Below are 25,900 nucleotides of genomic sequence, written 5' to 3' on the forward strand. Positions count from 1 at the left end.
GAGTGTTCAGATCCGGCTTATGGCAGTTTCAGGCGTCTTCCGGAGGTCGCCATGTCCCTTGCTGCACAATATGACAAGTTCTCAAATACTTGGGCTTCGATGTTAGAGCGGCACGGCTTTTCCCGAGCTTACCTGGGACTGTTTGACCGGGTGAGGTTCAATGTGCGCAACAAATCCGTGTGTGACGTCGGAACTGGAAGCGGTGACTTCGCACTAGCTCTGGCAAACAGCCGGGGGCGGCTGCAGTCCTTGACGCTTGTTGATCCTTCCCTGTCCATGCTGGATGTCGCAGTCAACCGGCTGTCGCCAATGTGCGACGATCTATCGGCATATCCCTGCCGGTTGGAAGACTTGCCGGAGCATCAGACCTTCGATGTTGTGCTTGCCGCGCACGTTCTGGAGCATTGTCTTGATCCGCAGGACGGACTGGCCAGCCTGTTTCGATTGCTAAAACCCGGCGGCATCTTGGTGTTGTCGGTCAGCAAACCGCACATCTGCCAATGGTTGATTTGGTTGCGTTGGCGTCATCAATGGTTTGGTGATGCCCAAATGAAGGCCATGTTGTCCAGCGCAGGGTTCGCGGTTTCTTGCTGTTACGCCTATCCGGAAGGCATCCCCGAACGTGTCAGCCGCGCCTATGTGGTCCAGCGGCCAATTGAAAGCTTATAGTCCATGTTTGTTGTTCTCGTTGATTTCAATGTAGAGGCCTTGCACCAGCAACAGGCCTTAATTCGCCTTCTTCAAGATGCTGACGCAATTCGAGCCATGGCGGGGTGCCATACATTCCGTCCTTACTGCGATCCAGGAAACGACACGCATGTTGGAGTGGTTCATGAGTGGGACAGCGAAGCTGCCTTCAACACATATCTGGCGTCAAAGTCATTTGCTGAGCTCGGCTTGTCCCTTCGACCGCTGATGACGTCTGCGCCGTCCAGCCGCCGGTATGATGCAACTTTGCTGACTGCCGATGCGTGAGATAGGCTTTGCGGATGTCTGAGCCTCCAGCTTACTCTGTTGCCCAAGAGTTTGGGCCCGCACCAAAAAGCCAGTTTCAAACCGGCCGGCACTATCTTCTGTATGCATCTGAAGGAACCATGCGCCTGGAGGCAAAGGGACGGACCTGGACGCTGCCGCCAGCAAGAGCGGCACTGATCGCCGCTGGTGAGCCGATAGAAGTGACCCTTCCTGTCCGCATCACCTGCCGGTCCGTGCTCTATTCAGTCGATTTTGTCGATCCCCCGGAGCAGGTGTTGAGCGTGTTTGACGTATCGCCATTGGCCCGGGAACTGATCCTGGAAGTTGCCCCGTGGGGAGCCGATGATGCTTCCTTGTCTAATTATGCAAGGGAGCTTTTCAAGACACTGGCAGCTGTTGCCTGGCGGTTGTCACTATCACCCAGCAATCTCTTCATGCCAGCGGGCCGGAGCGATGCAGTGAAAAAGGTCCTGGCGCTCACAGAAGAGAGCCTTGGGAAAACCTTGGAGTTTGACCATCTGGCAGATGCCGTTGCCTTGTCTCCGCGGTCTCTTGCACGCCGGATTTCTTCAGAACTGGGCATGAACTGGCGCCAAGCGCTGCAAAGGTTGCGCGTGATCAAGGCGGTTGAAGCGCTCTCGTTGTCCGACCTGCCGGTTACAGAGATTGCGTTTGAGCAGGGGTACCAGAGTTTATCGGCCTTCAATTCCGCTTTCCGTGAACTGACCGGAAAGACGCCATCGGAATATCGAGCGAGTTTTCGGGTGCCGTAAGGCAAAAAAGCCCGGCATGAACCGGGCTTTTCAAACCAGATTTATTCTGGCCTTAGTTCTTGGTTTTGTCGACCAGTGCGTTGGACTTGATCCCCCGCGTTTCGCCATTGGCGAACGCTTAGGGTTATCCAGTCATGGACAAGTCCAACGCGGGCAAGGCCTTAGTTTTTGGTCTTGTCGACGAGTGCGTTGGACTTGATCCAGGGCATCATGCCACGCAGCTTTTCGCCAACTTCTTCGATCTGGTGTGCATCGTTCAGGCGGCGGGTTGCCTTGAATTTGGCAGCGCCGGCCCGGTATTCCTGCATCCAATCGGAGGTGAATTTGCCGTTCTGGATGTCTTCCAGAACACGCTTCATTTCAGCCTTGGTTTCGGACGTTACGATGCGCGGACCGGTAACATACTCGCCCCACTCAGCGGTGTTGGAGATGGAGTAGTTCATGTTGGCGATGCCGCCTTCGTAGATCAGGTCGACGATCAATTTCACTTCGTGCAAGCACTCGAAGTAGGCCATTTCCGGAGCATACCCGCCTTCAACGAGGGTCTCGAAGCCGGCACGGATCAGCTCAACCAGACCGCCGCAGAGAACGGCCTGTTCACCAAAGAGGTCAGTTTCGCACTCTTCCTTGAAGGTGGTTTCGATGATGCCAGAGCGGCCGCCGCCGACGCCACATGCGTAGGACAGGCCCAGGTCTTGTGCATTGCCAGTCGCGTCTTGGTGAACAGCGATCAGGCATGGTACGCCGCCACCCTTCATGTATTCGCCGCGAACCGTGTGGCCGGGGCCTTTCGGGGCAACCATCAGAACGTCGATGGTGTCTTTCGGCTCGATCAGGCCGAAATGAACGTTGAGGCCGTGAGCAAAAGCAATCGCAGCGCCATCACGGATGTTGCCTGCGATATGATCCTTGTAGATGTCGGCCTGCAGCTCATCCGGCGTGGCCATCATCATCAGGTCTGCCCAGGCAGCAGCTTCTGCAACAGTCATGACCTTGAAGCCATCCGCTTCGGCTTTCAGAGCGGTGGTGGAGCCTTCACGCAGAGCAACGGCGATGTCTTTCTGGCCACTGTCTTTCAAGTTCATGGCATGGGCGCGGCCCTGTGAACCGTAACCGATGATGGCAACTTTTTTGGATTTGATCAGATTGATATCTGCATCACGATCGTAATAGACACGCATGGGTTTTCCCTTTTTTCCAGTATATTAGAGGCGCGGCCAGCGGCCGGACCAATCTTCTGCAGCTTCCCCTGTCCGGAGCTTTAAGCGCCGAACAGCCGGTAAAACCGGTCAGTGGCCGATATGGCCTGGGTTTTCAGATCTTTCTCGGCAGGGCTTGATGCCTCACCCAGAAGAAGGCGGATATGAACGTCACGGATCGCCAGGCCGTAGAGCACCTGATAGGCATCTTCCGCATCGTCGAATTTCAAAAGACCGTGGCGGCGGCCCGTTTCCAGCATGTTTCGGGCGCGGGCCGAAATCATGTGTTTGCCACGGACCAGCAGAAGCTGACCCAAACGGTTGGAATTGGTGTTGGATTGGCCGATGGACAGCCGGTTCAGCGCCAGTGAACTTTCGGAAAACAAAACGCCGAGCAGCGCTTCGACGAAGGCGGCAACATGGGCGCGGAACGTGTCAGCATCGGCCGTTGCGCCGCTTTCGGATGGAAATTGCACCTGACTTGCCTGATAGGCAACAACGGCCGCTAACAACCCGTCACGATCTCCAAACCACTTATAAAGGCTTTCCTTGGAGCAGCTGGCGGTGCGGGCGAGCCCTGCCGTTGTCAAAGCCTTTTCGCCGCCCTCGACCAGAAGCGTCAGCGCGTGCTGCAAGACCACCTGCTGGCGCGGCGAAAACTCGGGCGCGGCGTCCGGGCGGGAAGTGGCGATGTCAAAACTTGCGGCTGGCATTTTTTTGGTTTCGGGTCTGAGAGTTGCAGCGGTGTTGTGAATTTTTGTGCGAACCGTACCGTACGGTTCGGGTGATGTTATGTCAAAACGAGCCGGGGAGGTCAAGGGGAAATTTTAGCTAATAATCGATACCTGTTGGCTTGCCTACCAACAGCCTGACCCATCAGGCAAATCAATGAGTGACACTATAGGTGCGCTGATTGACCAACTTTGTAAGGTCGTCACAATGATTGGTTCGTTGCACATATGTCTGCGTAGTTTTTGTCTGGGGTAGCCAAGGCTTGCAATTGATGTTTCCGCGTCAACGGCCCCAACGCCCGGTATAGACCTCCATGTCATGAGTGTCGTGTATTTGAAGGGAGGTCTTACCGAAAGATCTGCAGATTTTATTATTTATGGAGTGTTTATCCAACTAGATTATAGAAATAGCTGTCAATGTCAAAAATAATTAAGATGTAATATTTATTATTTTTATTTCTGCAGAATCGAGTTGTTTGCTGATTGTTCCGCTTTTTGTTTAGTTTTTATTGATTTGCCTCGGGGGACACTGGCGTTCTCTATGTGGCTGCGGCATGTGCGGGCTACAGGTGCGTACGGGAGCCCGTGAATGCTGACGAGTTTACGAGACACTGGCCGATGCCTTTGGAAGCGTGTCTTTGTCCGTGCAACGCTTTTTGCAGTCGGCGGGATCCTCGTTTTTTCCTTCGTGGTCATCGGCATCAAGTATCATATCCAAATCTCAGAGACCGAAGCGCGGCTGGAACGGGATGCACGCCAGAAAGCGCAGTTTGTCGCTAATATTTCCGCCCGTGAAATCGAAAACAAAAACTACGGTGAGATGGAACGGCTTCTAAATGCGGTGGCCGGAGACCGGTCTGTCATTGCCGCCAAGGCTTTCAGCCGGTTCGGTCAGGAGTTTGCCAGTGACTTCGCGTCAGCCAAACCCGTGAGCGAAACCTTGTTCAGTGAGACAGCCTTGAACGCTGCCCAAGAGGGCCAGGATTACACAATCGAAACGTCTGGAACGATCGAGTACATCCTTCCGGTGTTTCGAAATGGCACCGCCGTTGGCAGCGTGCTGGTGCGCATGTCTAAAGACGAGATGGCCGGAATTTTTCAAGAAGCGCTCTGGCAAGCGGCCCTGACCGTTGCGGTCCTGTTCCTAGCGTTTCTTCCGGTGATCGCATGGCTGATGTACCGGGCGACCGCCGGCATCAGTGAGGTGACGGAAGCGGCAAATGGCGCTGCAGAAGGGTTTTTGGACTGCGATTTGAAAACAGAGGCACCTGGTGAAGTTGGTGAACTTCAATCAGCGTTTTTGGAGATGATGCGTAAGCTGCGCTCAAACATTGTCGACATTGAACGGCTCGCCTACACCGACCGCATCACCGGACTGCCAAATCGGGCACAGCTTGATAAATTGGTTGTCAAAATGATCGATCAGAAGGCTGGATCAACTGGATCTGTTCTCCATATTGGGTTTGACCGTTTTAAGCTGAACAACGATATGCATGGCCACCAGACCGGTGACATATTGTTGCGCCAGTTGGCCGAGCGCCTGGTTCGGCTTGTTGACAAAGTTGCACATCCTCATACCGAGAGTACGCCAGCTGTTGCCCGGTTCGCCGGGGATGAGTTTGTATGTATCCTACCCGGGTTGGCGGATGTCACACAGCTGGAAGAGCTGTCCGAGACAATTCTAAAACTCTTGAGCAAACCTGTGAGGATTGGATCATTGTCTCTGTCCGTCCAAGCTAGTGCAGGCATCGTGGTCTTTCCAGAGCACGGCAATACAGCCGAAGAGGTGATGAAAAACGCAAACCTTGCCATGTATCAAGCCAAGGCTGCGCACCGTGGCAAAGCCGTTTCGTATAGTCAGGGCTTGAGGACGCAGATCAATGAACGTGAAACCATCGCCGAGCGTCTGAGGCTCGCAGTAGAAAACGAAAAACTTGACGTTTTTTACCAGCCCAAGGTCAATCCATCTACGGGTGTGATTGTAGGGTCGGAAGCATTGTTGCGCTGGAAGGATGAGGTTCTGGGCCAGGTTCGGCCTGATATATTCATTCCTGTGGCCGAAGAACGCGGGTTGATCTCTCCGATCGGCAAGTTTGTGCTGAAAAAAGCGCTGGAGGAAACCAAGCAACTGCATCTGGAAGACATGCCTATGTCGGTGGCGGTAAATGTATCTCCGGCCCAGTTGCAGGATCCGAGTTTTTCCGATCACACACTCGGTATTATCGGAGAAAGTGGTTTTGCGCCGGATAATTTGGAGCTGGAAATCACCGAATCAAGCTTGATGGACTATTCTGGAACAGTACTAGATCAGATTCTGCCAATTCGGTCTGAAGGGGTGAACTTTGCTATCGACGATTTTGGCACCGGTTATTCCTGTCTGAGCAGTTTGGCGAATATGCCGTTCGATACACTTAAGATCGACCGCTCTTTCATCATGGACATCGCCAATTGTGAGGACCGGCGGACGATTGTCGAACTGATCTTGATGATGGCCAATCAACTCAATCTGAATACCGTGGCTGAAGGCATTGAGACGCCCTTACAGAAAGATTACCTGAAACTATGGGGTGGCACGCTGGGGCAGGGGTATTTGTGGAGCCCTGCCGTGTCCTTTCCAGAGTATTCGGCAATGGTGCGGGCGCAAAATGGCAATAACTTTCAGTCAAGCAACATGGCAGTTTTGCATTGATAGTTTTGGGGCATGTTTTGCCGACAAAAAGCCTATTTAGCCGGTGAAGTGAATATCCACGTTAAGGTCGGCAGCACTTGCCAGAATGAGGTCGGCCAGCGGATCAAGGTCAGCTCGTGTTCCCGTACCGGAAAGTACGCCGATTTTCAGGCCTGCGCCAGCGGCTGCAGCCATCTCCAGATCATGGGTGTTGTCGCCGATGACGGCAATTTCATGTTCCGGTATTCCGGTTGCCTGGGCGAAGCCGTTGACCATGCCCGGTCCGGGTTTGTGGCCATAGCCGCTGTCATAGCCGGAAATGAAGGAGAAACAGTCTGAAACGCCGGTCGTTTTCAAGAACGCGGCAATGGATGCTTCACAGTCGCTGCTGGCCACACCTAGAACATACCCGGCACTCTTTAAGCGGGGCAGGGCTTCGGAAAGTCCGGGAAGAAGTGCGGCCACGTCCATGCCATCCAAAAAGATCCGGTCGAGTTTCTCTGTCAAAACTTCGATCGCGATCTGAGATCCATTCTCAACAAAACCTTCTGCAATCTCGAGGGCATTTCCGGCTGCAAAAAGACTTCCTGCCGCGGTTTTTCGCGTCACCGGATCCATGCCACCCGCGATAAGCAAACGTGTTGCTAAGGCCGTGTCGCCGCCAGCGGCAAACTCCGCCACCTTTTCTTGAGGTGTGGCCCAAGTGGAATCGAAATCCAGCAAGGTGCCGTCTTTATCGAAAAGCAGGGCTTTGATGGGGGCATGTGATTGCAAAGTAAGATGTCCTCGCTGGTCAGAGAAACAGATCAGTAAAAGCAGATGGGTCGGTCCGTCAATGCAATGTGGATGAACCAATGGCTGTTTGTCGGCAAAGTTTCGGCCAATATCAGGTCAATGATTCATGGGCGCCATTGAGCGCGAGCCTCGTTGACGTGCTGCAGGCCTCAGGTGCACTCTTTGAGTGTGCTTGTTTGGCGTTGGAGGAATGACACATGGGGCAAACTGTTGAACTGAAAAATCCAACTCCCGAAATCGATGATCCAGAGTATTTAAAGTCTGGCCGGAATTTCCCAACTCTCACATTTCTGGTAGCCGGACTGTTGTTTCTATTGGTTGCGATCTCTTTATTCGGCTTGGGAGGGTTTTCTCTTTATCAGCTGATAAACCGGGGTCCAATCATTGAAATTCAAGTTTCTGACGGTCTCTCGCCCGCAGTTACGAGCCATGGCGATGTCACTCAACTGCAAATATACAATTTCTATGGACGGATTATCGGCTTCTTTACCGGGCCTGTATTGCTGGTCTTATCAGGGATCTTGTGTTCGTTCATTGGGATCCGGCTGTTGAAATCGGCTGGAGCTATTACAGAGGAAGTCATTCCGGAGCGTGATTACAAACTGCTGGCGCCCGCCATTCGTGAGGGCGACCAAAAAGCAATTACCGAATACATCCGCTTGCGCAGCCTGTCCGGCGTCACCGGAGCCTTCACCAAAATCGGCCTGACCGGATTACCCTTGGCAACCATCTTTCTAACCATCGTACTGGCGGGAATTGGGATATTTCATGATAAGTTTTTTGATCTTGCTCAGCTGACCCTTGGTGCCTTCATTGGTTCCTATGTCCAAAAACAGGGAGAGATCAAAGGAACAGAAAAAGGCGATGGCAATCCCTAGTTATCCATTTTTTCAATAAAAAGAAGCTCTCAAGGTCAACCTTGAGAGCTTCTTCAACACTTGTCGATTAGTCCGCTTAGCCGATGATGCCGTTGAGTGTGGCACTCGGGCGCATCACCGTGTCGACCTTGGCTTGCGGGGCATGGTAGTAGCCGCCGGTGTCGGCCGCAGCGCCCTGAACGCCATTGAGTTCACCAACGATCTTGTCTTCGTTGGAAGACAGCGCTTCGGCGATCGGTGCAAACTGGGCTTTCAGATCCACATCGTCGTCCTGGGCGGCCAACGCCTTAGCCCAGTAAAGTGCGATGTAGAAGTGGCTGCCGCGGTTATCCAGGCCGCCGACCTTCCGGGCCGGGGACTTGTCGTTGTCCAAAAGACCTTCGATCGCCTTGTCCAGCGCATCAGCCAGAACTTGGGCCTTGGCGTTGCCCTTGACGTTGGCGAGGTGCTCAAGGGACGCGCCAAGTGCGCAGAACTCACCAAGGGAATCCCAGCGCAGGTAGTTTTCTTCCTGCAGCTGTTGAACGTGTTTTGGAGCCGAACCACCTGCGCCGGTCTCAAACAGGCCGCCGCCATTCATCAGCGGGACGATGGACAGCATCTTGGCAGATGTGCCGACTTCCAGGATCGGGTAGAGATCGGTCAGGTAGTCGCGCAGCACGTTGCCGGTGATGGAAATCGTGTCTTCACCCCGGGCAATACGTTCAGTGGAGTATTTCGCCGCCTCGGTCGGCGCCAGGATGCGGTAGTCCAGACCGGAGGTGTCGTGGTCCGGCAGATAGGCTTCCACCTTTCTGATGAGCTCCGCGTCATGAGCGCGCTCGGAATTCAGCCAGAAGACACCCGGCATGCCGGACAGGCGCATGCGGTTGACGCCGAGCTTGACCCAGTCGCGGATCGGCGCGTCTTTGGTCCGGCACGCGCGCCAGATGTCACCACCTTCAACCGCATGTTCGATCAAGGTTTCGCCTGATTCGCTAACCACCTTGATTGTGCCGTCGTTTGGTGCCTTGAAGGTTTGCGGGTGAGAGCCGTACTCCTCGGCCTTTTGGGCCATCAGGCCGACGTTCGGCACCGTGCCCATCTTGGCCGGGTCGAGAGCGCCGTTTTCTTTACAGAAATCGATAACGGCGGAATAGACGCCCGCGTAAGACGAGTCCGGGATGACGCATTTGGCGTCACCCTCGTTGCCGTCCGGGCCCCAGCCCTTGCCGCCTGCGCGGATCAGAGCCGGCATGGAGGCGTCGATGATGACGTCGGAAGAAACATGCAGATTAGTGATGCCCTTGTCGGAGTTCACCATGTACATGGCCGGACCGTTGTCGAGGGCAGCTTTGATGTCTGCCTGAACTTCAGCGGCCTTGTCTGCTGGCAAGGAAGCAACCTTGGCCTCCAGATCGCCGATACCGAGGTCCGGGTTGACGCCGAGCTCTGCGAAAGTGGCCGCATGCTTGTCAAAAACATCCTTCAGGAACGCTTTGACGCAGACACCAAAGATGATCGGGTCTGAGACCTTCATCATCGTGGCTTTCATGTGCAGCGAGAACAGGATGCCTTGATCCTTGGCGTCTTGGATTTCCTTTTCCAGGAATGCCGACAGTGCCTTGACGTTCATGTATGTGGCGTCGATGACGTCGCCATCTTCCAGCGGCCAGTCGCCCTTCAGAACGGTCTCGGAACCGTCTTTTCCGGCAAAAACGATCTTGGCAGTGCCAGCCTGAGCGGTAGAAACGGTGATCGACTTTTCATTGGAGCGGAAGTCGTTCTCGCCCATGGTGGCAACATGGGTCTTGGACGAAGACGCCCAAGCGCCCATCCGGTGCGGGTTCTTCTTGGCGTATTCCTTGACAGCCTTTGGTGCGCGGCGGTCGGAGTTGCCCTCGCGCAGCACCGGGTTCACGGCGGAACCTTTGATGGCGTCGTATTTCGCCTTGATGGATTTTTCTTCGTCGGTTTTTGCATCCGCCGGGTAGTCGGGCAGCTTGTAGCCCTGATCCTGCAATTCCTTGATCGCTGCGTTCAGCTGCGGCTGAGATGCAGAAATGTTCGGCAGCTTAATCACATTGGCATCCGGGGTTTTCACCATTTCTCCGAGAAGTGCCAGGTCATCGGACTGCTTTTGATCATCCGTAAGGTATTCCGGGAACGCCGCCAGGACACGGCCGGCCAGGGAAATGTCCTTGGTACCGATGGTGAGGCCCGCAGCCTTGGTGAAGGAGCGGATGATCGGAAGGAAGGACGCAGATGCCAGTTCCGGTGCTTCGTCGACCTTGGTGTAGATGATATCGGCCATATTGCTCACGTTTCCTGATGTTCCAACGGGATCGGACGGAGGCAGGGAGGTCGCCTCCGGACGGACTTTGAAAAGCGTATACAATTGTACGCAATCAAATGCCAGCCCTCATAAAGGCGAAGGCTGCAAAAGCCGTGGGAGTTCTAGCAAACGGGGCGGAAAAGGCAATTACGGGAGGGCCCTAATGTCAGGTACGGACAGTGTCTCCGGTATTCCAAAAATCCACCGCGCCTTGCGGCAAACCTGTAAGCACCCGGTCCAGTTCCGCTTCATCAATTGAAGAGCGCCTCAGCGCTGCCGCAACATCGTCAATGGCGTTTTCTGGCGCGAGATTGTGATCCTTGCGCACCGACTTCATCTCACGGATAAGCGTTGCCCGGTCCGGAAAGGGGGGAGGGGTGTCATTCGGTTTCCAGTCTTCGACAAAGATGGCCCGTGTGACGGCAGGAAGGATATTGGCAAATTGCAGGGCTTGTTCTGTTGTCAGGTGGGAGCGGAAGGTGTGCAGGACGGCTCTAAGCGTATGATACGCCTGATGATGGGTTTGCAATAAGCAGGTGTCGCGAACATCCTGAATGAACGCATCGAAATCGCGCGACGCAAGAAAATAGGTTTGTGGCATAGGCATTGTAACAGCCAGGACGCTGATTTTGGAAAGCTTTCTAACATTGCGGAATGTTTCAAGATCTGCAATTAAAATTCAAAATGAGATGTCACATAGAATTCGGATCAGTTGACCATGTCTTGCGAATTCCGGTAGCGGGCGGTTATCTGATCAAACTCACCATTTTCCTGCATCATCTGTAGTTCCCGGGAGAATGCGGCTACAAAATCTTCGCTGACGCTAATCTTGCTGAACATGATGTAATTCGACTCTGAAGCCACTATCACATTGGATGGTATAACTTTTCTCGACAGACCAAGCCTCTGGATGACTGATGAAACCACGTAAGTTTCGCCCAAAATTGCATCGACTCGCCCAAGGTCCAACTGTTTGAGATTGAGATCCTGGCTGTCGGTCTGTTCAATTTGGTCAGCATAGGTTTTTGCCAGTTCCGGGTAGACGCCGCCATAGGCATAGTCGCGGATGACACCAAGGCGTTTCCCTTGCTGGAAAAACTCGGCAAGGTCTTTGTAAGCGCTTTGGTCTTTCTTCCGGACAAACAGGATTTCATTGGCTTGGATGTAGGGAATGGAGAAGTGCGCAAACTCCTCCCGGTCCGGTGTGATCGTAACGGGTGTTGCGATGTCCACTGTTCCATTGCGCATAGCGTTCAGATGCCGTGTCCAGGGGAGCGGGATCTTCGTCAATTCGCAGTCCATTTTATTCAAGATCGTTTCAATGACCTCGAAGTCCATGCCTGTGACAGTATCACCTTCAACAATATTGTAAGGACGATAGTCGCCAGCCCCAGCAATCAGAGTACCGCCGCGCGGACAGTCTTGTGCCTGCGCTGCCAATGGCAAACTTCCTAAAATACCAGCGATAAGAAGAGCCGGCAGTTTTCCTGTTCGTGCCATGAAGGCTTGTCCACTTGCGGAAGATTTTCGCCGATATCTTAACTTGAAAACATAAGGGAATGTTTAGTGAAAGCAATAAACAGGCTCGTGTGTGTATTAAATCTAACTCAATCTTCAATGTGGGAGCATAAAAGTAGACTGTATTCAATTATTGCGCGATTTTGTGAACATGGTACATCTTTTAATTTGTAGGTATGTCGTGCACCTCTTTGCGGTCTGACAATTGTCGCCATAAAACCCAGTTCGAAGATCTTGTCCTTTATCTAAGGAATTTGGGATGGGCCTGCCAACATACGCGGCCAGGGCTTTTCAATTCCGCAGCCTTCCGCTAAATCCCGCGTCATGAGCAAAAATGCAAAAATCAGAGATGAGGCGCGGGCGATTACCGCACGGCCTCCGGCGGTGATCCTGTGTGAACCGCAGCTTGGCGAGAACATCGGCACAGCCGCCCGGGCCATGGCGAATTTTGGTCTTGTGGACCTGAGGATTGTCAATCCGCGGGATGGCTGGCCGAGCGAAAAGGCGCGCGCTGCTGCCAGCCGGGCAGATCATGTGATCGACAAGGTGCAGGTCTTTGACAGTGTTGAAGCGGCGATCGCGGATCTCAACTTCGTCTTTGCAACAACGGCCCGGTCCCGCGAAGTGCCGAAACCCGTCCGTGGGCCAGATGAAGCTGCCAAAAAAGCTGTCGAGCTTGGCGAAAAGGGGCATGGTGTCGGCTATCTATTCGGCCGTGAACGCTGGGGCCTCAACAACGAAGAAGTGGCACTGGCCGACGAAATCGTCACCTTGCCGGTTGATCCAGATTTTGCATCGCTGAACATTGCTCAGGCGGTTCTTGTGTGCGCCTACGAGTGGCGCAAGACGGCAAGTCAGGGGGAGTTGCCTTTCCTGCTGTCAGAAGAAGAACATCCCCCGGCGTCGAAAGAGGACATCTTGAGGATGTTTGAGCATTTGGAACGCTCGCTGGATGAGGTCAGCTTCTTCCGCCCGCCCGAGCGGCGTCCGCATATGGTGCGGAACTTGCGGAATATCTTCCAGAAGGCGGAACTCAGCGCGCAGGAAGTCCGTACTTTGCGCGGTGTGATCGCGGCCTTGGAAAAGCGCGAAACACGTCCCCGGAAAACCCGGGGTGAGGGGGAAAACGAAGAGTGAGGTTGAACTCGTGAGCGATGTCCGTCCGGTTCTCATATTTGATTCAGGTTTGGGCGGGCTTACGGTTCTGCGCGAGGCGCGCTATTTGCTGCCTTATGAAAGGCTGCACTATGTGGCCGATGATGCAGCTTTTCCGATTGGCCGGTGGCCGGAACAGGACCTTCATGACCGGCTTATGAAGTTGTTCGACGGGCTAATTCGAGAGCACGATCCCAAAGCTATTGTAATTGCCTGTAACACCGCGTTCACCCTTGCCGGTGAAGCCCTGCGTGACGCTAATCCGCTAGTCCCGTTTGTCGGTACGGTGCCAGCGATCAAACCGGCAGCCGAGCGCACGTCCTCCGGCTTGATTTCCGTCTTGGCCACACCTGGCACGGTTCGACGTGCCTATACCCGCTCACTGATCGAAAGCTTTGCTTCGAAATGCCATGTCCGCCTGGTCGGCTCCGACAATCTGGCGGAATTGGCGGAAATGCACTTACGCGGCGAAGAGGTGTCTGATGCCGCGCTTTCGACTGAAATCTCTGGCTGTTTCCTGGATCAGGATGGCAAGCGAACGGATATCGTTGTTCTTGCCTGTACCCATTATCCGTTTCTGACCAACCGTTTCCGCAAGATCGCGCCCTGGCCTGTCGACTGGCTGGACCCGGCTGAAGCGATTGCTCGGCAGCTCGTCCGCGTTCTCGAGCAATCGGCGGCTAGCGAGCCATCACTTGAACCGGACGAGGCATACTTTACATCGAGCCCGCAAAATCCATCCTTGAAACGGCTTCTAGCGGGCTTCGGTTTGACGCTTGTCACGCGATAGGGAAATACAGGACATCAAGCGGAATAGGTTTTCATCACCAATCCGTTGTCATTGGATTTGGCGGCCCCCTTCAAGAGCATCATTTCTTCGGTCACCAAATTTGAATTCGCGCTGACACCACGCGGGATTGTCAGGATAGAAACCGAGCACTGCAGAAGCGGAAATTCCCGCATGGTGCCAAACCGGTCCTGTGCTTTGATGAAGCCTTGAGTGCGGTGCTCAGGGTCATAGAAGCTCTCAACATCATTGCGGAAAGCCCGCTTGAGCGCATGCATGCGGGTTGCAACCTCGGCCTGGTCACCGGCCAAGAAACCTGCGAGGAAATCATCTCCGCCGATATGACCATGGAAGGTGTTAGCACCGGATACATGCCGCTGCAGCAACTCGCTGAACAAGATGATGGCACGGTCGCCCTGACGGTAACCGTAGGTGTCGTTGAACGGTTTGAAATTGTCGAAATCCATGTAGCAGATATGCCGGTCGCCAGACTTGTTGGCGACGGCTTCTGTAACAAAACGGTTGACGGCACCGTTTCCTGGCAGACCAGTCAGCGGGTTTTGATCCTGCGCCTCCTGCAAGCGTTTCTCATGGATGATTTTTAGCAGTGACGTGGCCGACAGGAACCCGGCATAGCGAAAATTCTGGGTAATGATGATGCCGTCGGAATTGATCGAAGAGGCAAAAGTCACCAAAAGCATGTCCGCATTGGAATCAATGTCGGCAATCGGACAGGCGCGAACGAAGGACCGTAGAGGGAAATTGAGCGCTGCTTTGGCGTCTTCATCGTCCGGGCCGCCCGCATAAAGATAGGCCTTCAAATCCCGCTCATGAATGATGCCGCGCGGTTCATGGTTGGCATCCAGAACCGGAATGATACTGGCATCCTGATTGTGCACGAACAGATCAAGAAGATCGCTCATGGACGAATCGTATTGGACAGTAGGCAGGTCCAGCAACTCGTTGCGGATACGCGACTGCTCTTCCTTGCGTTTCCCGCCTGGCGATTCTGCACGAATGTGATCGTAAAACAGCTTTGCCGTAGCCGAAGATGCAGACGGTTTGGCGACATAATAACCCTGGATCAAATCACAGCCTGCATCCCGACACGCTTTGAATTCCCTTTCCGTTTCAACGCATTCAGCGATGACACGAGCCCCCAGAACATGGGCAAGATTGGCGACGGTCGTCACAAACAGTTTCCGGCGCGGATCGCTGTCGATGCCGTTTAAGAAAAACCGGTCGATCCGCACATAATTGGGTGACATGTCATGTAGGAGCCGCAATTCGGAAGATCCACGGCCGAAATCATCCAGAGCGATCATGAAGCCGGATTGCCTCAAATCGTTCATTGCATGATGGGCCACATCATCATGTGCTTCATAATGACGGTCGGACAATTCCAAGCAAATCTGACTCTTCTGCAGACCGTATTCGACCAGAATGGCGCCCATATCCATCCGTGGGTCGTTTTCAGTGCCGAGGTCCCGCCCGTCGAGTTTGAAGAACAGTTTTGTGCCGTTAGCGGTTCGCAGCGCTTTGAATTTTGTTGCCGCTTTGCGAAGCAACGCAATTTCGAGCTCTGCCAGGAAACCTTCTGCGTAAGCCTGGTTTAACAAAGCGTCGGGCGTTTCCGCACCAGCCTGAGCGCAGTTTCGAATTTGCGCCTCATACCCATAAACAACACCCGTACCCACATCCACAATTGGCTGCAAGGCATAGTCGAGGCTTTTTAGGATGTATTTCAGCGGAGGCTGGCTGGAAACCGCCTGTGGGCTGTCATCCTCTTGGTCTAAGTTCGCGGGCGAGAACATTTTTACCTACTAACGTCTTGTAAAGGCGAAATAAATTCGATTTGATTCCAGGGTGCGAGGTTGCAAAATGCCCTCGCATTTATTCTTATGGTTGTGCGTTGATTGCATAGTGAAAAATTGCAATTAAAATTTCCTAAATGTATCCATTATTTTCAGCGGTAATCTTACGTATAGTCACAATTAACGGTGCCGGGGCGCGAGGCAGTGTTGTCTTCCCAGAGTTTGGTTCACTGCCAAGCAGGGCGAAATCCGGCAACAAAAGTCCGCAAAACAAGGCTGCAAGCATTGACATTTCGCAATCTGGCGGGTACTTCCGCGCGGTCTGGCCAGGTTTGACTTGGCCGGGTCTACGCACCCGTGGGTTTTCAGCCGGCGCCGTCTGTTGAAACCCTGTCGATCTGGAGCAGGTTTTAGAACCCGGCAAAGGAAGAAGGAGGGCGCGTTTCCTTGATAGAAAAACAACGCGAATTTTAAAGGAAACCGCGATGTCAAAGCGCCATAGCGTTAAATACAAAATCGACCGCCGGATGGGCGAAAACATCTGGGGCCGTCCGAAGAGCCCGGTTAACCGCCGCGAATATGGCCCAGGCCAGCATGGTCAGCGCCGCAAAGGCAAACTGTCCGACTTCGGTGTTCAGCTGCGCGCTAAGCAGAAGCTGAAAGGCTACTATGGAAACATCTCCGAGAAGCAGTTCCGCAAGGTTTATGCAGAAGCGTCCCGTCTGAAAGGCGATACCTCTGAAAACCTGATCGGTCTTCTGGAGCGCCGTCTCGACGCTGTCATCTACCGTGCCAAATTTGTACCGACCGTGTTTGCTGCTCGTCAGTTCATCAACCACGGCCACATCAAGGTCAACGGCAAGCGCGTCAACATTCCGAGCTACCAGCTGCGTCCGGGCGACGTTGTTGAAATTCGTGAAAAGTCCAAGCAGCTCGCAATCGTTCTGGAAGCTGTCCAGTCCGCTGAGCGTGATGTGCCGGACTACGTTGATGTTGATCACAGCAAGCTGACTGCGACTTACTCCCGCATTCCAGCGTTCTCTGATGTACCATACCCGGTACAGATGGAACCGAACCTGGTGGTCGAGTTCTATTCGCGCTAATTCAGCGCCGAATACACTTTTACAAGGGGCTGCCCATCGGGCGGCCCTTTTTTTGTTGTGAGGGGGAGGCGTCATTCGTACCAGTGTTGGCAAAAAAATCCCGCCATTTGGGCGGGATTTACTTTTATCTGCGAAAATTTGGTTCGGCGGCCAATATGTTGCGGTATCGCCCTGGGCCTAAACGATTTTGCGAACTTCATGCAGGAAAGACGCAACACCAGCACGTAAGGTTTCACCTTGTTGTGCCAGTTCGCCGGACGCCATCATGACATCGGTTGTCGCTGCTGCTGTTTCACCGGACAGTTCACTGATCTCAGTCACATGGGAGCTTACTTCGCCTGTGCCGGTTGATGCCAAGTTGATGTTCCGGGCAATCTCGGAAGTGGCGGCCCCTTGTTGTTCGACTGCGGCTGAAATTGCAGAAGTTATCTCGTTGATTTTGGAGATGGTCGACCCGATCGACTGAATGGAGTCGACAGCCTGAGTACTCGCGGTCTGAATTTCACCGATCTGGCTGCTGATTTCTTCAGTGGCCTTTGCGGTTTGCCCGGCCAGTTCCTTGACTTCGGAGGCCACAACGGCAAATCCCTTGCCCATTTCCCCCGCGCGGGCAGCCTCAATTGTGGCGTTGAGCGCCAAAAGATTGGTTTGACTGGCGATATCGCTGATCAGGGAGATAACTTCTCCTATCCTTTCAGAAGCCTGTGAGAGGCCAGAGATATCCTTGTTGGTTTTTTCTGCCTGGCGGACGGCTTCCGTTGTTACGGTTGCCGAGTTGTTTACTTGTCCGGTGATTTCATTGACAGATTGGCTGAGTTCTTCGGTTGCGGAGGCGACGGAAGACACGTTCACCGATGCTTCTTCGGCGGCACCTGCAACCGCTGCAGCACGCTCATTCGCAAGCTTCGATGATGCATTCATCGTCTGTGCCGAAGCATCTAGTTCCGTTGCCGCAGATGCAACGGATTCGACCACTTCTTCCATCGAGTTTTCAAAGCCGGAAACAACTTCCTGAAAGGATTGAACCCTTTCTTCCATGGTCTGCATGGCATTATTGATGCTTCTGCTGGCCTCTCCAAAGGAGCCGCACATTCCTCTTTCAGAAATCCGCCGGAAATACTTGTTTTTGGCGACATAGTCCAAGGACGCTTTTGTCTCACGGACATAGGCATCGGATCTGTCGATCAAGCGGTTAATGGCGTGTAATAGCCGGGCGGCGTCGCCTGTTTCTGTTATGTCAGTGATACGGGCTTCGAAATTTCCGTCTGCAACCGCTTCACAAACATTTATGGCTCTTTGTATTGTCGCCTTGTTATTGCTGAACATTCTGGTGGCTCCTCCAGCACGGGAAATTAATTGGGGCCTATTGGCCAAATAGGGGTGGTCAAAGTCTTGCTATGAATTCATCGTATTGAACGCTTGAATTGGCTAGCATGTCAGCGACCATGCCTTGTGAGGCAGCGAGTCCGTCTTTGCGGCTGCCAAAGCGCTGTTCTTCCGAAACAAGCTCTTTGTAGAGGGGGATGATCTTCTTCTCGAGAATGTCACGGTCTGGTGTCCGGCGATTGGAGTGATATCCTAGAACAGTCCCGCCGGGGCCGATGCTCGGAGTAACATGTGCATTGACCCAGTAATGGTCTCCGTTTTTGCACCGGTTGACCACATAGGCAAATATCTCCTCACCGCTTTGGATAGTTTCCCAAAGCAGAGCGAAAATACATCGCGGCATATCGGGGTGCCGGATCATTGAATGGGGTTGGCCAAGGCATTCCTTTTCCGAGTAGCCGGAGATCGCAGTGAAGACGTCATTTACGTAAGTTATACGTCCCTTGAGATCGGTCTTGCTGACGATCAATTCGTTGTCGTCGAATCGCTTTTCGACCCCGGTTACAAAGGTGTATTTCGCCATATCTATATCCTGAAATGCCCAACAGTTAGGGAGCTGTTGGGAGGGGTGGGTGTTTGAGATTTGAAAGTAAAATTTTGATTTTGATTTGATGAATTTGTACTCATATAAAAATTAACTATAACTTAAGCTCAAAATCTTCAGTGCCTGCATGAAAAGTTGCGATGATTTCATTTATAATTTTTAATTGTAGAGGTTTTTTGGAGTTTTATCTTAAAACACTAAGAAATATGCCGAAATCGCGCTCGTTGAATTCAAGTTGTTTTGCGCGTTTTGGTTTACTTGAAAGGCGCTTAGGTACTTAAGTACAAATGCCCATATAATTTTATTTTACTGCCGAGTGGAAATCAGATGTCTTAGCGGAAATCGATGTGAGGACTATCAATCTGACTTTGGTTCGATTTTGGATAGAGTTTCGGACCCGGCGCTTGTGTTTGTGAGGCTAAAAAAGAAAATGATCGAGCAGCCAGAAAGCCGCCCAGAGGCAAATCACGTGCTGCGAGATTATTGAAAAGAGGCCGATAAACGGATTGCCGATGTACATGCGGGCAGCATGGAGCAACCTGCCGGCCAGAAAAATGCCTGCAAAGCTCCAAAGGAGCGGGGAGGGCGCTCCGGCCAGCTCCATAAGGCCAAGGCCGATCAGGATCATCGGTGCGATCTCGATCAGATTGGCATGAGCCCGGATCCGTGCCCTGAGTGAAGCATCTTCCGCATCCCCAAACTGGATGCCGCCAAGCCGGGCACGGCGTTCGGTGACCAAAGCGCTCAAAGTGACCAGAAGAATGAGCAAGGCAGCGGTGAGGCAGGAAGTGACGAGGAGGGCCATCTTATCAAGCCTGCCAGCTCGGCCGGGTGCGCATGGCATTCGCCCACGCATGCACATGACGGCACGCCTCCGGAATGCCAAGGTCGAGGGCATCGGCTATCATCATAGTGGTCATGCCTTCGATGTCGGCAAAGCTGAAAGTCTTACCTGCGATAAACGGGCGCCCATCTGACATCTCGCTGTCCAGCCAGGTCCATTTTTCAGGGATCGCCTTGAGCATCGTGCGGGCGAACTCAGGCACTTGATCCACAACGCCATCAAACAGATCCAGCGTATGGCGGACATAAAGGCCGTAGGTCATGAACAAATGCCCGTGGATGCGGTCACTCCACATGGCAATCTTGCCTTCCTCTGCTGGGGTTCGTCCCATCAAAGGGTGTTCCGGAAACTGCCTTTCCAAATAGCGGCAAATCGCCCGGCTTTCCGTGATGACTTCTCCATCGTCGAGTTCTAGTGCGGGCACTTCGCCGAGGGAGTTGATTTTCCGGTATTCAGCCGTTCGCGTGTCGCGGCCAAGTTCCAGGTCGATCCGAGGAATGTCGATGTCTTTCTCGGCAAGAAATATCCGGACGCGTTTGGTGTTACCTGACATGGCGTTGTAAAACTTCATGCTAAGCATCCTCGTTTGAACCGGTTCGCTGGCTTTTTGGAAACAGAGCCGTTTCGAGATGATCGAAGGTTGCTTCCCATCCAGCGGCATGGCGATCGGCGATGGCTTCTGATGGAATTTGTGCGTGGGTTAAAACAATTTCCGTTGTTCCCTCCCGAGCCAGAAACTCGATAGAAACGATCGTTGGGATGTCCGCGTGTGGATCCGGTGCTTCCCAGGTCCAGGTAAAGGCCAGCTTCTGATGCGGTTTGATGCGTTCAAACCGTCCGCCTAGCACCGGCGTGCTGCCATCGCGCATGGAGTAGCGGAACCTGTAGGTGCCGCCTTCCCAGAACTGGAATTCCAAGACTTCAAGGGTGATTTCCGGATGGGGCGAGAACCACTTCTGCAGCGCTTCTGCTTTGCTGAAGGCTTCAAAAACAGTTTCCGGATCTGCCTTTATGATCCGCCGGACGGTTGTTGAATGTAGAACAGCAGTCATATGTCCTGCTCCGGGTTATCCAGGTCTTGGACAAAGGCATCGAGGCGGTCCAATGTTCCCATCCAGAAGGCTTTGTGCCGCTCGATCCAGCTGTTTGCCTCATCCAGCTGTTTCGTTTCCAGCCGGAAGCGATGAACGCGTCCATCGATTTCGCGGGAGATCAGGCCCGCTTGCTCTAGGACTTTGAGGTGCTTCGATATGGTGGGTTGGGCAACGTTGAACGGTGCCCGGAGTTCATTTGCCGAGCAAGTCCCTTGTTTTGCCAGGATCCCAAGTATTTGCCGCCGGGTGCCATCACCCAGGGCATGAAACGTCCGGTCAAGGGGTTCAAGATAAATAATAGCCATATGGCTATATTTCATGGTGTGGTGCGTTTGTCAATGGACGTGTTGTGTGCCGGGGTGCAACTATTCGGTTTGTTCGTTTTCGGGAGTCGGCTTGGCTGTCACCCGGGGGCTGAGTGGGTGCCCAAAAAAGCTACGCGGAAGCGGGGGAGTGCACAAACACTTGGTTGCGGCCGTTTTTCTTCGCGTTGTAGAGCGCCTTATCTGCGTTTTGAAGGAATTGTGTCTCGTTCTTACTGTCGCTGCTCAGATGCGCGACACCAAAACTGCAGGTGATCGTGAAGGAGCCGTCTTCGGTTTCAAAATCCATTTCCGCAATTTCCCCGCGGATCCGGTCTAGGATTTTCCCGATATCTTCTGGATCGCTTTCCGGAATAATGAGGCAGAATTCCTCTCCGCCGATACGGGCAACAATGTCGGAGTTTCGCATCCTATCGACCAGCAGCCGGCCGACCTCCTTAAGCACCACATCGCCTGCTGGATGACCGTAGGTGTCGTTGATCTGCTTGAAATAATCTAGGTCGGCGATCACAATTGAAAGCGCGTGTTTGTACCGTATTGCGCGCTGAAATTCTTCCGAAAAACGGATGTCGAAATACCGGCGGTTATACAGATTTGTTAGCGGGTCTCGAATCGAAATTTCCTGAAGTTTTTGATTGGCTTCTGCCAGTTCTTTCGTTCGCTGCTGAACAGTGTCGTTGAGGGTTTTATTCATATTTTTAAGAGCGCCGGCCATCGCGCTGAAGTGCAAGGTGAGCTCCTTTACTTCTTGCCAGCCGCGCGGGACCAAAGGATTTGAGAAATCTCCTTGGGCAATCTTTGAGGTTTGTGTTTTAAGCCGCTCCACCGGCCGTGCGATATATATCGACAGGCCAATGCCAATGGCAGTTGCGAGCCCAAGTAAAGCAATGCCGGAAGCTAAAATCAGATAGAGATTTTGAAAGGTGTACTGATTGACTTCACTTTCGTTGATTTTGGCAACCAGTCCCCAATCGAGTTCCGGAATGTAGCGGGTCGACGCAAAAACCAAATTGCCAGCATAATCAGTGGCGTGCCGTAAGACGACTTCCTCGCCCATGAGGGCTTTGGTGATTGGGACATCTTGCCGGGTTTTGGCAATGGTATGGGAAAAGGCAGCATCCGGATCATACTTTAGCGGAAACGCAAAAACAGCATCGCCATTTTCGTTTCTCAAACCTAAGAGCCATTCGCCGGTCTCTCCAAGCCCTGTTCTATCCTGGGACAGGTCATTGATGAAATCGGCAAAAAAAGTCAACTGCAGATAACCCACATGGTCACGACCGAGGTGTAAGGCTGTTTCGCTGGCGACGATGGTTTCGCCGTCCTGGAACTGCAGTGTGATTTTGATGGTTGAATCTGTTTTTGGCTGTAAGTGGCGAACCTCCACTGAGGGGAAAGTGGAAATCGTCAACTGACCGGTTGGATCAAACAGGTTGACACTTTTCAGGTTTGTAAGGCCGTCTTGTGCGTCTTCCAGAATGCGGAGAATTGTCATTCTGTGCAGGTCTTTGCCCGTTCTCGTCCATTCCTTCAGGCTTATGCGCATCTGCGTACGGCTGGCAATAAGAGCTGTGTTGTCTTCAATTCGTTCAATCGAGGCGAGGAGCCGCTCCTTGGCAATTTGCGACAATGCCATCAGGTTGGCTTCGACATCCAATGCGTGCTGGTCGGCCATGCGATGGTTTAAAAAGTGCAAGCCAATGAATTGCGGTACGGCCGCAACGAAAACAAAAGCAGAAATGAGAATGTGCTTGAGTTTCATGTCATTGGCACCTCAGTGCGCCTTCACTGGACCTCGTCTTTTTTACGTATCCAGTGAATTATAAATAATCTTCAAAATTAAAGAAGTTAAGAAATTGATAATCTTCTGTAATGGTTAAATTAACGGTTGCTGTGTCCTGATTTATAACTAAAGATATATTTGTAGATTGCTGAGTATGATGGTGGGTTCAATTATCTTTTTACAAGTGGGATGCGTGCCGGTTGGAAAGGCCCGCCTTTGCCCTTGGCCTTCTGGCGGCAATCCGGTATGTCAGCTCCCAATTCAACAACGCTGAAATTAAGCTCGAAATATGAACGACATTGCTGCCAGTTCGGACACAGATGTTCCTGCGCTTTTGAAAAACGCACCGTCGAGTGTCGAGTTCAAGAAATTGCGTAAACGGCTTTTGCGCCAGGCACGGGAAGCGATCAGCGACTTTGGAATGCTGCCGGAGGGCTCGTCTGAGACGAACCGTCCCAAATGGTTGGTTTGCCTGTCGGGCGGCAAGGACAGCTACACGCTGCTGGCCGTTTTGATCGAACTGAAATGGCGCGGTCTTCTCCCTGTGGATCTGGTCGCCTGTAATCTCGATCAGGCGCAGCCGGGCTTTCCACCAGAGATCTTGCCGAAGTTCTTTGACGACAACGGCATCGAGCACATCATTGTGCGCGAAGATACCTATTCGATTGTCACGGACAAAATCCCGGAAAACCGGACATATTGTTCGCTTTGCTCACGCCTGCGCCGGGGTATCCTTTACCGGGTGGCACGCGAGCAGGGGTGTGAAGCGATTGTACTTGGCCATCACCGCGACGATATCCTTGAAACCTTCTTCATGAACCTCTTTCACGGCGGTCGGCTGGCGTCCATGCCGCCAAAGTTGATCAATGATGAAGGCGATCTTCTGGTGCTGCGCCCGCTTGCTTATGCATCTGAGCGCGATATCCAGAAGTTCTCAGATGGCATGGAGTTTCCGATTATTCCGTGCAATCTCTGTGGCTCTCAGGACGGTCTTCAGCGCGAGGAAGTTAAACGCATGCTGCAGGGTTGGGAAAAGGAAACACCAGGCCGGCTTGGTGTGATGGCCCGTGCGCTCGGCCACGCCCGTCCATCCCATCTGCTCGACCGCAAGCTCTATGATTTTGTCAATTTGCGTCCGCAAGATGCCAATGCAGACGAAGAGGCCAGTGAAGCAGAAGAGCCCTGTGCTGCAAGCATGGCCATGACCGCAAAGCTTTTTGCGGCCGAATAGAGCCTCATAGAATAAAATACCTTTTGGTAATTAAGTCCGGCATGTCCGCTGGACAGGACTCATCCATGTGCCTATCTCTTGGGTATGATCACATCTGCGCAAACAACAGCCAATGACTACCAGATCGTGGTGGAGCCCCTGACTGGGGAGGTGACCGCCTGGCATGGGGATGTCCTGCTTGCCCGCTCAGAACGGGCGCGGGTGATGCATGAGACCCGGCTGCCGCCAACGGTTTATTTCCCGAAGGAAGATGTCGTCGCCGAGCTGGACGCCGAGCCGGATTTCAAGACCTTCTGTCCGTTCAAAGGGACAGCGTCATATAAGCATGTCTCAATCGGCGGTGAGATCTACAATCGGGGCGCGTGGAGTTATCCTTACGCTCTGCCTGAGGGCAAGGACGTGGAGGGCTATCTCGCGTTCCGCCAAGATGTTGCAACACGGGTTGAGCACAATGGCGGTCCAATCGAGCCCGTTATAAGCGGCAATATCTCAGGCCCTATGGTGGATTGGCTTTTGCGTGAAGCCTGGCTTGCCAAAACGCCGGAAGCTTTGATCGCCGCGCTCGGGCAAAAACTGGTCGAAGAGGGGATTGCCGTCTCCCGGATCAGCATTCTGATCTGGTCACTCCATCCGATGATTGCCGGGCGGTTGTTCGTCTGGAAACGGGACGGCAATGAGGTCAAAAGCCACGCGCCGTCTTATGACAATCTGGAAAGTCCGCAGTTCAAGAACAGCCCGTTCCAGCATGTAGCTGATGGGCTCGGCGGCATCCGGCAGAAGCTGGACACCAATCCGGACGAATTCAATTTTCCGATCATGGAAGATCTGAAGGAAGAAGGTGTAACCGATTATGTCGCCATGCCTTTGCCGTTCTCTGATGGCCGGATCAATGTGCTGACATTGGCTTCCGATCATCCAAATGGTTTTACAACGGCCAACCTCGGACTGGTGTTTGAATGTTCGGCCCTGATCAGCCGGTTGTTTGAAGTCTTTGCCCTGACCTCCAATGCCACATCGTTGTTGGAGACGTATCTGGGCAAACGCACAGGCGCCCGCGTGCTCGGCGGCAAGATCCGGCGCGGCGATGGTGATGTCATCGATGCCGCGATTCTCTTTTGTGATCTCAGGCATTCCACCCGCCTGGAAACAGAACTCGGTCGGGACGTTTATCTGGAAGAGCTGAACCGGTTCTTTGAGGTGACGACGGACATCATCAACGATCATGATGGTGAAGTGCTGAAGTTCATTGGGGACGCGGTCCTGGCGATCTTCCCGGCCAACAAGGGACGCCAAGAAGCTTGCCGGCAAGCGCTGGAAAGCGCCAAGGTGATTTCGGAAGAGCTGGCGAGCCGATCAACCGATCAGGTTGCGTTGGCGTGTGCGACAGGTATTGCTTATGGCGATGTCACCTACGGCAATGTGGGATCAAGGGAGCGTCTTGATTTCACTGTCATTGGCAGCGCGGCGAATATCGCGGCCCGGCTCGGCGATTATGGTAAGAAATCCGGCCACAGTGTTGTTGTTGCTGGAGATGTTGCGTCCGAAATGAATTTCCGGTTTGACGCGCTGGGCGCGCTGGAGCTTCACAATGTTAGTGAAACGGTAGAGGCTTACGGCATCGCCACATCTTGAGTGTCGATCCGTTTTGGCAGGTTACTGCAGCTTCGGATTGCCTTCAAAGCCCCCGACAGGCTGGTTGCGAACGAGGATAACGAGTCCTTCCTTGCTCGGAGCTGCGTTGTTTAAGGCGACACCACCATAGTTTTCGCAGAGCTCCTCGGCGCTCTTGCCACGCGAAGGGGTGAACATGGTTAAGGCCTGACATTCGACCCGGCGCAGCTCGCTATCCGTCGTTGACGGGCCTGACAGGGCAAAAGTCAGTCCAGCGCCAATCAATACGGCTGTCGATATGGTTGCAAAAGCAAACTTGGTCATGGTCCCCGTTTCCATCTCCTGGCCCGGAATCATTCCAAGCGCTGCGGTAT

General features: G+C 53.2%; 25 protein-coding genes. 10 read left to right on the forward strand and 15 right to left on the reverse strand.

What is annotated here, in order from left to right; all coding sequences use genetic code 11:
• Positions 1–51 precede the first annotated feature (51 nt).
• Genes ACOOFE_RS08470 through ACOOFE_RS08480 form a run of 3 tightly spaced genes read left to right on the forward strand, consistent with a single transcriptional unit; the run spans position 52 to position 1,748 of the window.
• On the forward strand, positions 52–669 hold the full coding sequence (locus ACOOFE_RS08470) for a class I SAM-dependent methyltransferase (protein ID WP_420414555.1): 618 nt from the start codon (positions 52–54) through the stop codon (positions 667–669).
• 3 nt (positions 670–672) lie between these two features.
• Positions 673–975, forward strand: a complete 303-nt coding sequence (locus tag ACOOFE_RS08475) for a putative quinol monooxygenase (RefSeq protein WP_420414556.1) — start codon at positions 673–675, stop codon at positions 973–975.
• A gap of 14 nt (positions 976–989) precedes the next feature.
• On the forward strand, positions 990–1,748 hold the full coding sequence (locus ACOOFE_RS08480; RefSeq protein WP_420414557.1) for a helix-turn-helix domain-containing protein: 759 nt from the start codon (positions 990–992) through the stop codon (positions 1,746–1,748).
• A gap of 161 nt (positions 1,749–1,909) precedes the next feature.
• On the opposite strand, the gene ilvC is transcribed toward ACOOFE_RS08480, so the two are convergent.
• Both ilvC and ACOOFE_RS08490 read right to left on the reverse strand, forming a co-directional pair.
• Positions 1,910–2,929: a ketol-acid reductoisomerase gene (gene ilvC / locus ACOOFE_RS08485; RefSeq protein WP_420414558.1), complete on the reverse strand. Its 1,020-nt coding sequence runs from the start codon at positions 2,927–2,929 to the stop codon at positions 1,910–1,912.
• A gap of 80 nt (positions 2,930–3,009) precedes the next feature.
• Positions 3,010–3,660: a TetR/AcrR family transcriptional regulator gene (locus tag ACOOFE_RS08490; RefSeq protein WP_420414559.1), complete on the reverse strand. Its 651-nt coding sequence runs from the start codon at positions 3,658–3,660 to the stop codon at positions 3,010–3,012.
• A 607-nt stretch (positions 3,661–4,267) separates the two neighbouring features.
• On the opposite strand from ACOOFE_RS08490, the gene ACOOFE_RS08495 reads away from it, so the two are divergent.
• Complete coding sequence (locus ACOOFE_RS08495; RefSeq protein WP_420414560.1) at positions 4,268–6,367, forward strand: putative bifunctional diguanylate cyclase/phosphodiesterase; 2,100 nt, start codon at positions 4,268–4,270, stop codon at positions 6,365–6,367.
• 36 nt (positions 6,368–6,403) lie between these two features.
• Here ACOOFE_RS08495 and ACOOFE_RS08500 read toward each other — a convergent pair whose 3' ends face one another.
• Complete coding sequence (locus ACOOFE_RS08500) at positions 6,404–7,120, reverse strand: HAD family hydrolase (RefSeq protein WP_420414561.1); 717 nt, start codon at positions 7,118–7,120, stop codon at positions 6,404–6,406.
• Positions 7,121–7,338: 218 nt separating this feature from the next.
• Between ACOOFE_RS08500 and ACOOFE_RS08505 the strand changes: the two genes are divergently transcribed.
• Positions 7,339–8,019, forward strand: coding sequence for a hypothetical protein (locus ACOOFE_RS08505; RefSeq protein ID WP_420414562.1), 681 nt, complete (start codon positions 7,339–7,341; stop codon positions 8,017–8,019).
• Between the two features lie 76 nt (positions 8,020–8,095).
• On the opposite strand, the gene ACOOFE_RS08510 is transcribed toward ACOOFE_RS08505, so the two are convergent.
• The 3 genes from ACOOFE_RS08510 to ACOOFE_RS08520 all read right to left on the reverse strand — a co-directional run bounded on the left by ACOOFE_RS08510 (position 8,096) and on the right by ACOOFE_RS08520 (position 11,833).
• A complete protein-coding gene (locus ACOOFE_RS08510) occupies positions 8,096–10,321 on the reverse strand; it encodes an NADP-dependent isocitrate dehydrogenase (protein ID WP_420414563.1) in 2,226 nt (741 codons plus the stop codon).
• 178 nt (positions 10,322–10,499) lie between these two features.
• Positions 10,500–10,940 (reverse strand): DUF2267 domain-containing protein, encoded by a 441-nt coding sequence (locus ACOOFE_RS08515; protein WP_420414564.1) that lies wholly within the window; start codon positions 10,938–10,940, stop codon positions 10,500–10,502.
• A 101-nt stretch (positions 10,941–11,041) separates the two neighbouring features.
• Complete coding sequence (locus tag ACOOFE_RS08520; RefSeq protein ID WP_420414565.1) at positions 11,042–11,833, reverse strand: substrate-binding periplasmic protein; 792 nt, start codon at positions 11,831–11,833, stop codon at positions 11,042–11,044.
• A 342-nt stretch (positions 11,834–12,175) separates the two neighbouring features.
• On the opposite strand from ACOOFE_RS08520, the gene ACOOFE_RS08525 reads away from it, so the two are divergent.
• Together ACOOFE_RS08525 and murI are read left to right on the forward strand one after the other, a co-directional pair.
• Complete coding sequence (locus ACOOFE_RS08525) at positions 12,176–12,988, forward strand: RNA methyltransferase (protein ID WP_420414566.1); 813 nt, start codon at positions 12,176–12,178, stop codon at positions 12,986–12,988.
• A gap of 10 nt (positions 12,989–12,998) precedes the next feature.
• Positions 12,999–13,796, forward strand: coding sequence for a glutamate racemase (gene murI, locus ACOOFE_RS08530; RefSeq protein WP_420414567.1), 798 nt, complete (start codon positions 12,999–13,001; stop codon positions 13,794–13,796).
• 14 nt (positions 13,797–13,810) lie between these two features.
• Here murI and ACOOFE_RS08535 read toward each other — a convergent pair whose 3' ends face one another.
• The gene (locus ACOOFE_RS08535) at positions 13,811–15,607 is read right to left on the reverse strand and encodes an EAL domain-containing protein (RefSeq protein WP_420414568.1); all 1,797 of its coding nucleotides are present in this window, start codon (positions 15,605–15,607) and stop codon (positions 13,811–13,813) included.
• 485 nt (positions 15,608–16,092) lie between these two features.
• On the opposite strand from ACOOFE_RS08535, the gene rpsD reads away from it, so the two are divergent.
• Positions 16,093–16,710 carry a 30S ribosomal protein S4 gene (gene rpsD / locus ACOOFE_RS08540; RefSeq protein ID WP_420414569.1) on the forward strand — a complete coding sequence of 206 codons (618 nt, stop codon included), beginning with the start codon at positions 16,093–16,095 and terminating at the stop codon, positions 16,708–16,710.
• Positions 16,711–16,887: 177 nt separating this feature from the next.
• On the opposite strand, the gene ACOOFE_RS08545 is transcribed toward rpsD, so the two are convergent.
• The 7 genes from ACOOFE_RS08545 to ACOOFE_RS08575 form a co-directional block, all read right to left on the reverse strand.
• A complete protein-coding gene (locus tag ACOOFE_RS08545; protein WP_420414570.1) occupies positions 16,888–18,036 on the reverse strand; it encodes a methyl-accepting chemotaxis protein in 1,149 nt (382 codons plus the stop codon).
• 58 nt (positions 18,037–18,094) lie between these two features.
• Positions 18,095–18,619, reverse strand: a complete 525-nt coding sequence (locus tag ACOOFE_RS08550) for a PAS domain-containing protein (RefSeq protein WP_420414571.1) — start codon at positions 18,617–18,619, stop codon at positions 18,095–18,097.
• Between the two features lie 439 nt (positions 18,620–19,058).
• The gene (locus tag ACOOFE_RS08555) at positions 19,059–19,445 is read right to left on the reverse strand and encodes an MAPEG family protein (RefSeq protein ID WP_420414572.1); all 387 of its coding nucleotides are present in this window, start codon (positions 19,443–19,445) and stop codon (positions 19,059–19,061) included.
• Between the two features lie 4 nt (positions 19,446–19,449).
• Positions 19,450–20,055, reverse strand: a complete 606-nt coding sequence (locus ACOOFE_RS08560; protein WP_420414573.1) for a glutathione S-transferase family protein — start codon at positions 20,053–20,055, stop codon at positions 19,450–19,452.
• Position 20,056: 1 nt separating this feature from the next.
• Positions 20,057–20,536, reverse strand: coding sequence for an SRPBCC family protein (locus ACOOFE_RS08565; protein ID WP_420414574.1), 480 nt, complete (start codon positions 20,534–20,536; stop codon positions 20,057–20,059).
• Positions 20,533–20,883, reverse strand: coding sequence for an ArsR/SmtB family transcription factor (locus ACOOFE_RS08570; protein WP_420414575.1), 351 nt, complete (start codon positions 20,881–20,883; stop codon positions 20,533–20,535). Before ACOOFE_RS08570 ends, ACOOFE_RS08565 begins: the two co-directional genes overlap by 4 nt.
• A 130-nt stretch (positions 20,884–21,013) precedes the next feature.
• Positions 21,014–22,663 (reverse strand): diguanylate cyclase, encoded by a 1,650-nt coding sequence (locus ACOOFE_RS08575; protein WP_420414576.1) that lies wholly within the window; start codon positions 22,661–22,663, stop codon positions 21,014–21,016.
• A gap of 310 nt (positions 22,664–22,973) precedes the next feature.
• On the opposite strand from ACOOFE_RS08575, the gene ttcA reads away from it, so the two are divergent.
• Complete coding sequence (gene ttcA / locus ACOOFE_RS08580) at positions 22,974–23,915, forward strand: tRNA 2-thiocytidine(32) synthetase TtcA (RefSeq protein ID WP_420414577.1); 942 nt, start codon at positions 22,974–22,976, stop codon at positions 23,913–23,915.
• An 84-nt stretch (positions 23,916–23,999) separates the two neighbouring features.
• Complete coding sequence (locus ACOOFE_RS08585) at positions 24,000–25,547, forward strand: DUF427 domain-containing protein (protein ID WP_420414578.1); 1,548 nt, start codon at positions 24,000–24,002, stop codon at positions 25,545–25,547.
• A 21-nt stretch (positions 25,548–25,568) separates the two neighbouring features.
• Here ACOOFE_RS08585 and ACOOFE_RS08590 read toward each other — a convergent pair whose 3' ends face one another.
• Complete coding sequence (locus tag ACOOFE_RS08590; protein ID WP_420414579.1) at positions 25,569–25,850, reverse strand: antitermination protein; 282 nt, start codon at positions 25,848–25,850, stop codon at positions 25,569–25,571.
• Between the last annotated feature and the right edge of the window lie 50 nt (positions 25,851–25,900).

The sequence above is a fragment of the Roseibium sp. genome, from assembly GCF_965216085.1.
Taxonomy (GTDB): domain Bacteria; phylum Pseudomonadota; class Alphaproteobacteria; order Rhizobiales; family Stappiaceae; genus Roseibium.

Bases quoted from the DNA above. Each gene is read 5' to 3' on its own strand.
- ACOOFE_RS08515 (WP_420414564.1), bottom strand. From the start codon at position 10,940: ATGCCTATGCCACAAACCTATTTTCTTGCGTCGCGCGATTTCGATGCG.
- ACOOFE_RS08570 (WP_420414575.1), bottom strand. From the start codon at position 20,883: ATGGCTATTATTTATCTTGAACCCCTTGACCGGACGTTTCATGCCCTG.
- ACOOFE_RS08545 (WP_420414570.1), bottom strand. From the start codon at position 18,036: ATGTTCAGCAATAACAAGGCGACAATACAAAGAGCCATAAATGTTTGT.
- ACOOFE_RS08520 (WP_420414565.1), bottom strand. From the start codon at position 11,833: ATGGCACGAACAGGAAAACTGCCGGCTCTTCTTATCGCTGGTATTTTA.
- rpsD (WP_420414569.1), top strand. From the start codon at position 16,093: ATGTCAAAGCGCCATAGCGTTAAATACAAAATCGACCGCCGGATGGGC.
- ACOOFE_RS08495 (WP_420414560.1), top strand. From the start codon at position 4,268: ATGCTGACGAGTTTACGAGACACTGGCCGATGCCTTTGGAAGCGTGTC.
- ilvC (WP_420414558.1), bottom strand. From the start codon at position 2,929: ATGCGTGTCTATTACGATCGTGATGCAGATATCAATCTGATCAAATCC.
- ttcA (WP_420414577.1), top strand. From the start codon at position 22,974: ATGAACGACATTGCTGCCAGTTCGGACACAGATGTTCCTGCGCTTTTG.
- ACOOFE_RS08590 (WP_420414579.1), bottom strand. From the start codon at position 25,850: ATGACCAAGTTTGCTTTTGCAACCATATCGACAGCCGTATTGATTGGC.
- ACOOFE_RS08560 (WP_420414573.1), bottom strand. From the start codon at position 20,055: ATGAAGTTTTACAACGCCATGTCAGGTAACACCAAACGCGTCCGGATA.
- ACOOFE_RS08555 (WP_420414572.1), bottom strand. From the start codon at position 19,445: ATGGCCCTCCTCGTCACTTCCTGCCTCACCGCTGCCTTGCTCATTCTT.
- ACOOFE_RS08535 (WP_420414568.1), bottom strand. From the start codon at position 15,607: ATGTTCTCGCCCGCGAACTTAGACCAAGAGGATGACAGCCCACAGGCG.
- ACOOFE_RS08550 (WP_420414571.1), bottom strand. From the start codon at position 18,619: ATGGCGAAATACACCTTTGTAACCGGGGTCGAAAAGCGATTCGACGAC.
- ACOOFE_RS08565 (WP_420414574.1), bottom strand. From the start codon at position 20,536: ATGACTGCTGTTCTACATTCAACAACCGTCCGGCGGATCATAAAGGCA.
- ACOOFE_RS08480 (WP_420414557.1), top strand. From the start codon at position 990: ATGTCTGAGCCTCCAGCTTACTCTGTTGCCCAAGAGTTTGGGCCCGCA.
- ACOOFE_RS08505 (WP_420414562.1), top strand. From the start codon at position 7,339: ATGGGGCAAACTGTTGAACTGAAAAATCCAACTCCCGAAATCGATGAT.
- ACOOFE_RS08475 (WP_420414556.1), top strand. From the start codon at position 673: ATGTTTGTTGTTCTCGTTGATTTCAATGTAGAGGCCTTGCACCAGCAA.
- ACOOFE_RS08575 (WP_420414576.1), bottom strand. From the start codon at position 22,663: ATGAAACTCAAGCACATTCTCATTTCTGCTTTTGTTTTCGTTGCGGCC.
- ACOOFE_RS08585 (WP_420414578.1), top strand. From the start codon at position 24,000: ATGATCACATCTGCGCAAACAACAGCCAATGACTACCAGATCGTGGTG.
- ACOOFE_RS08525 (WP_420414566.1), top strand. From the start codon at position 12,176: ATGAGCAAAAATGCAAAAATCAGAGATGAGGCGCGGGCGATTACCGCA.
- ACOOFE_RS08490 (WP_420414559.1), bottom strand. From the start codon at position 3,660: ATGCCAGCCGCAAGTTTTGACATCGCCACTTCCCGCCCGGACGCCGCG.
- ACOOFE_RS08470 (WP_420414555.1), top strand. From the start codon at position 52: ATGTCCCTTGCTGCACAATATGACAAGTTCTCAAATACTTGGGCTTCG.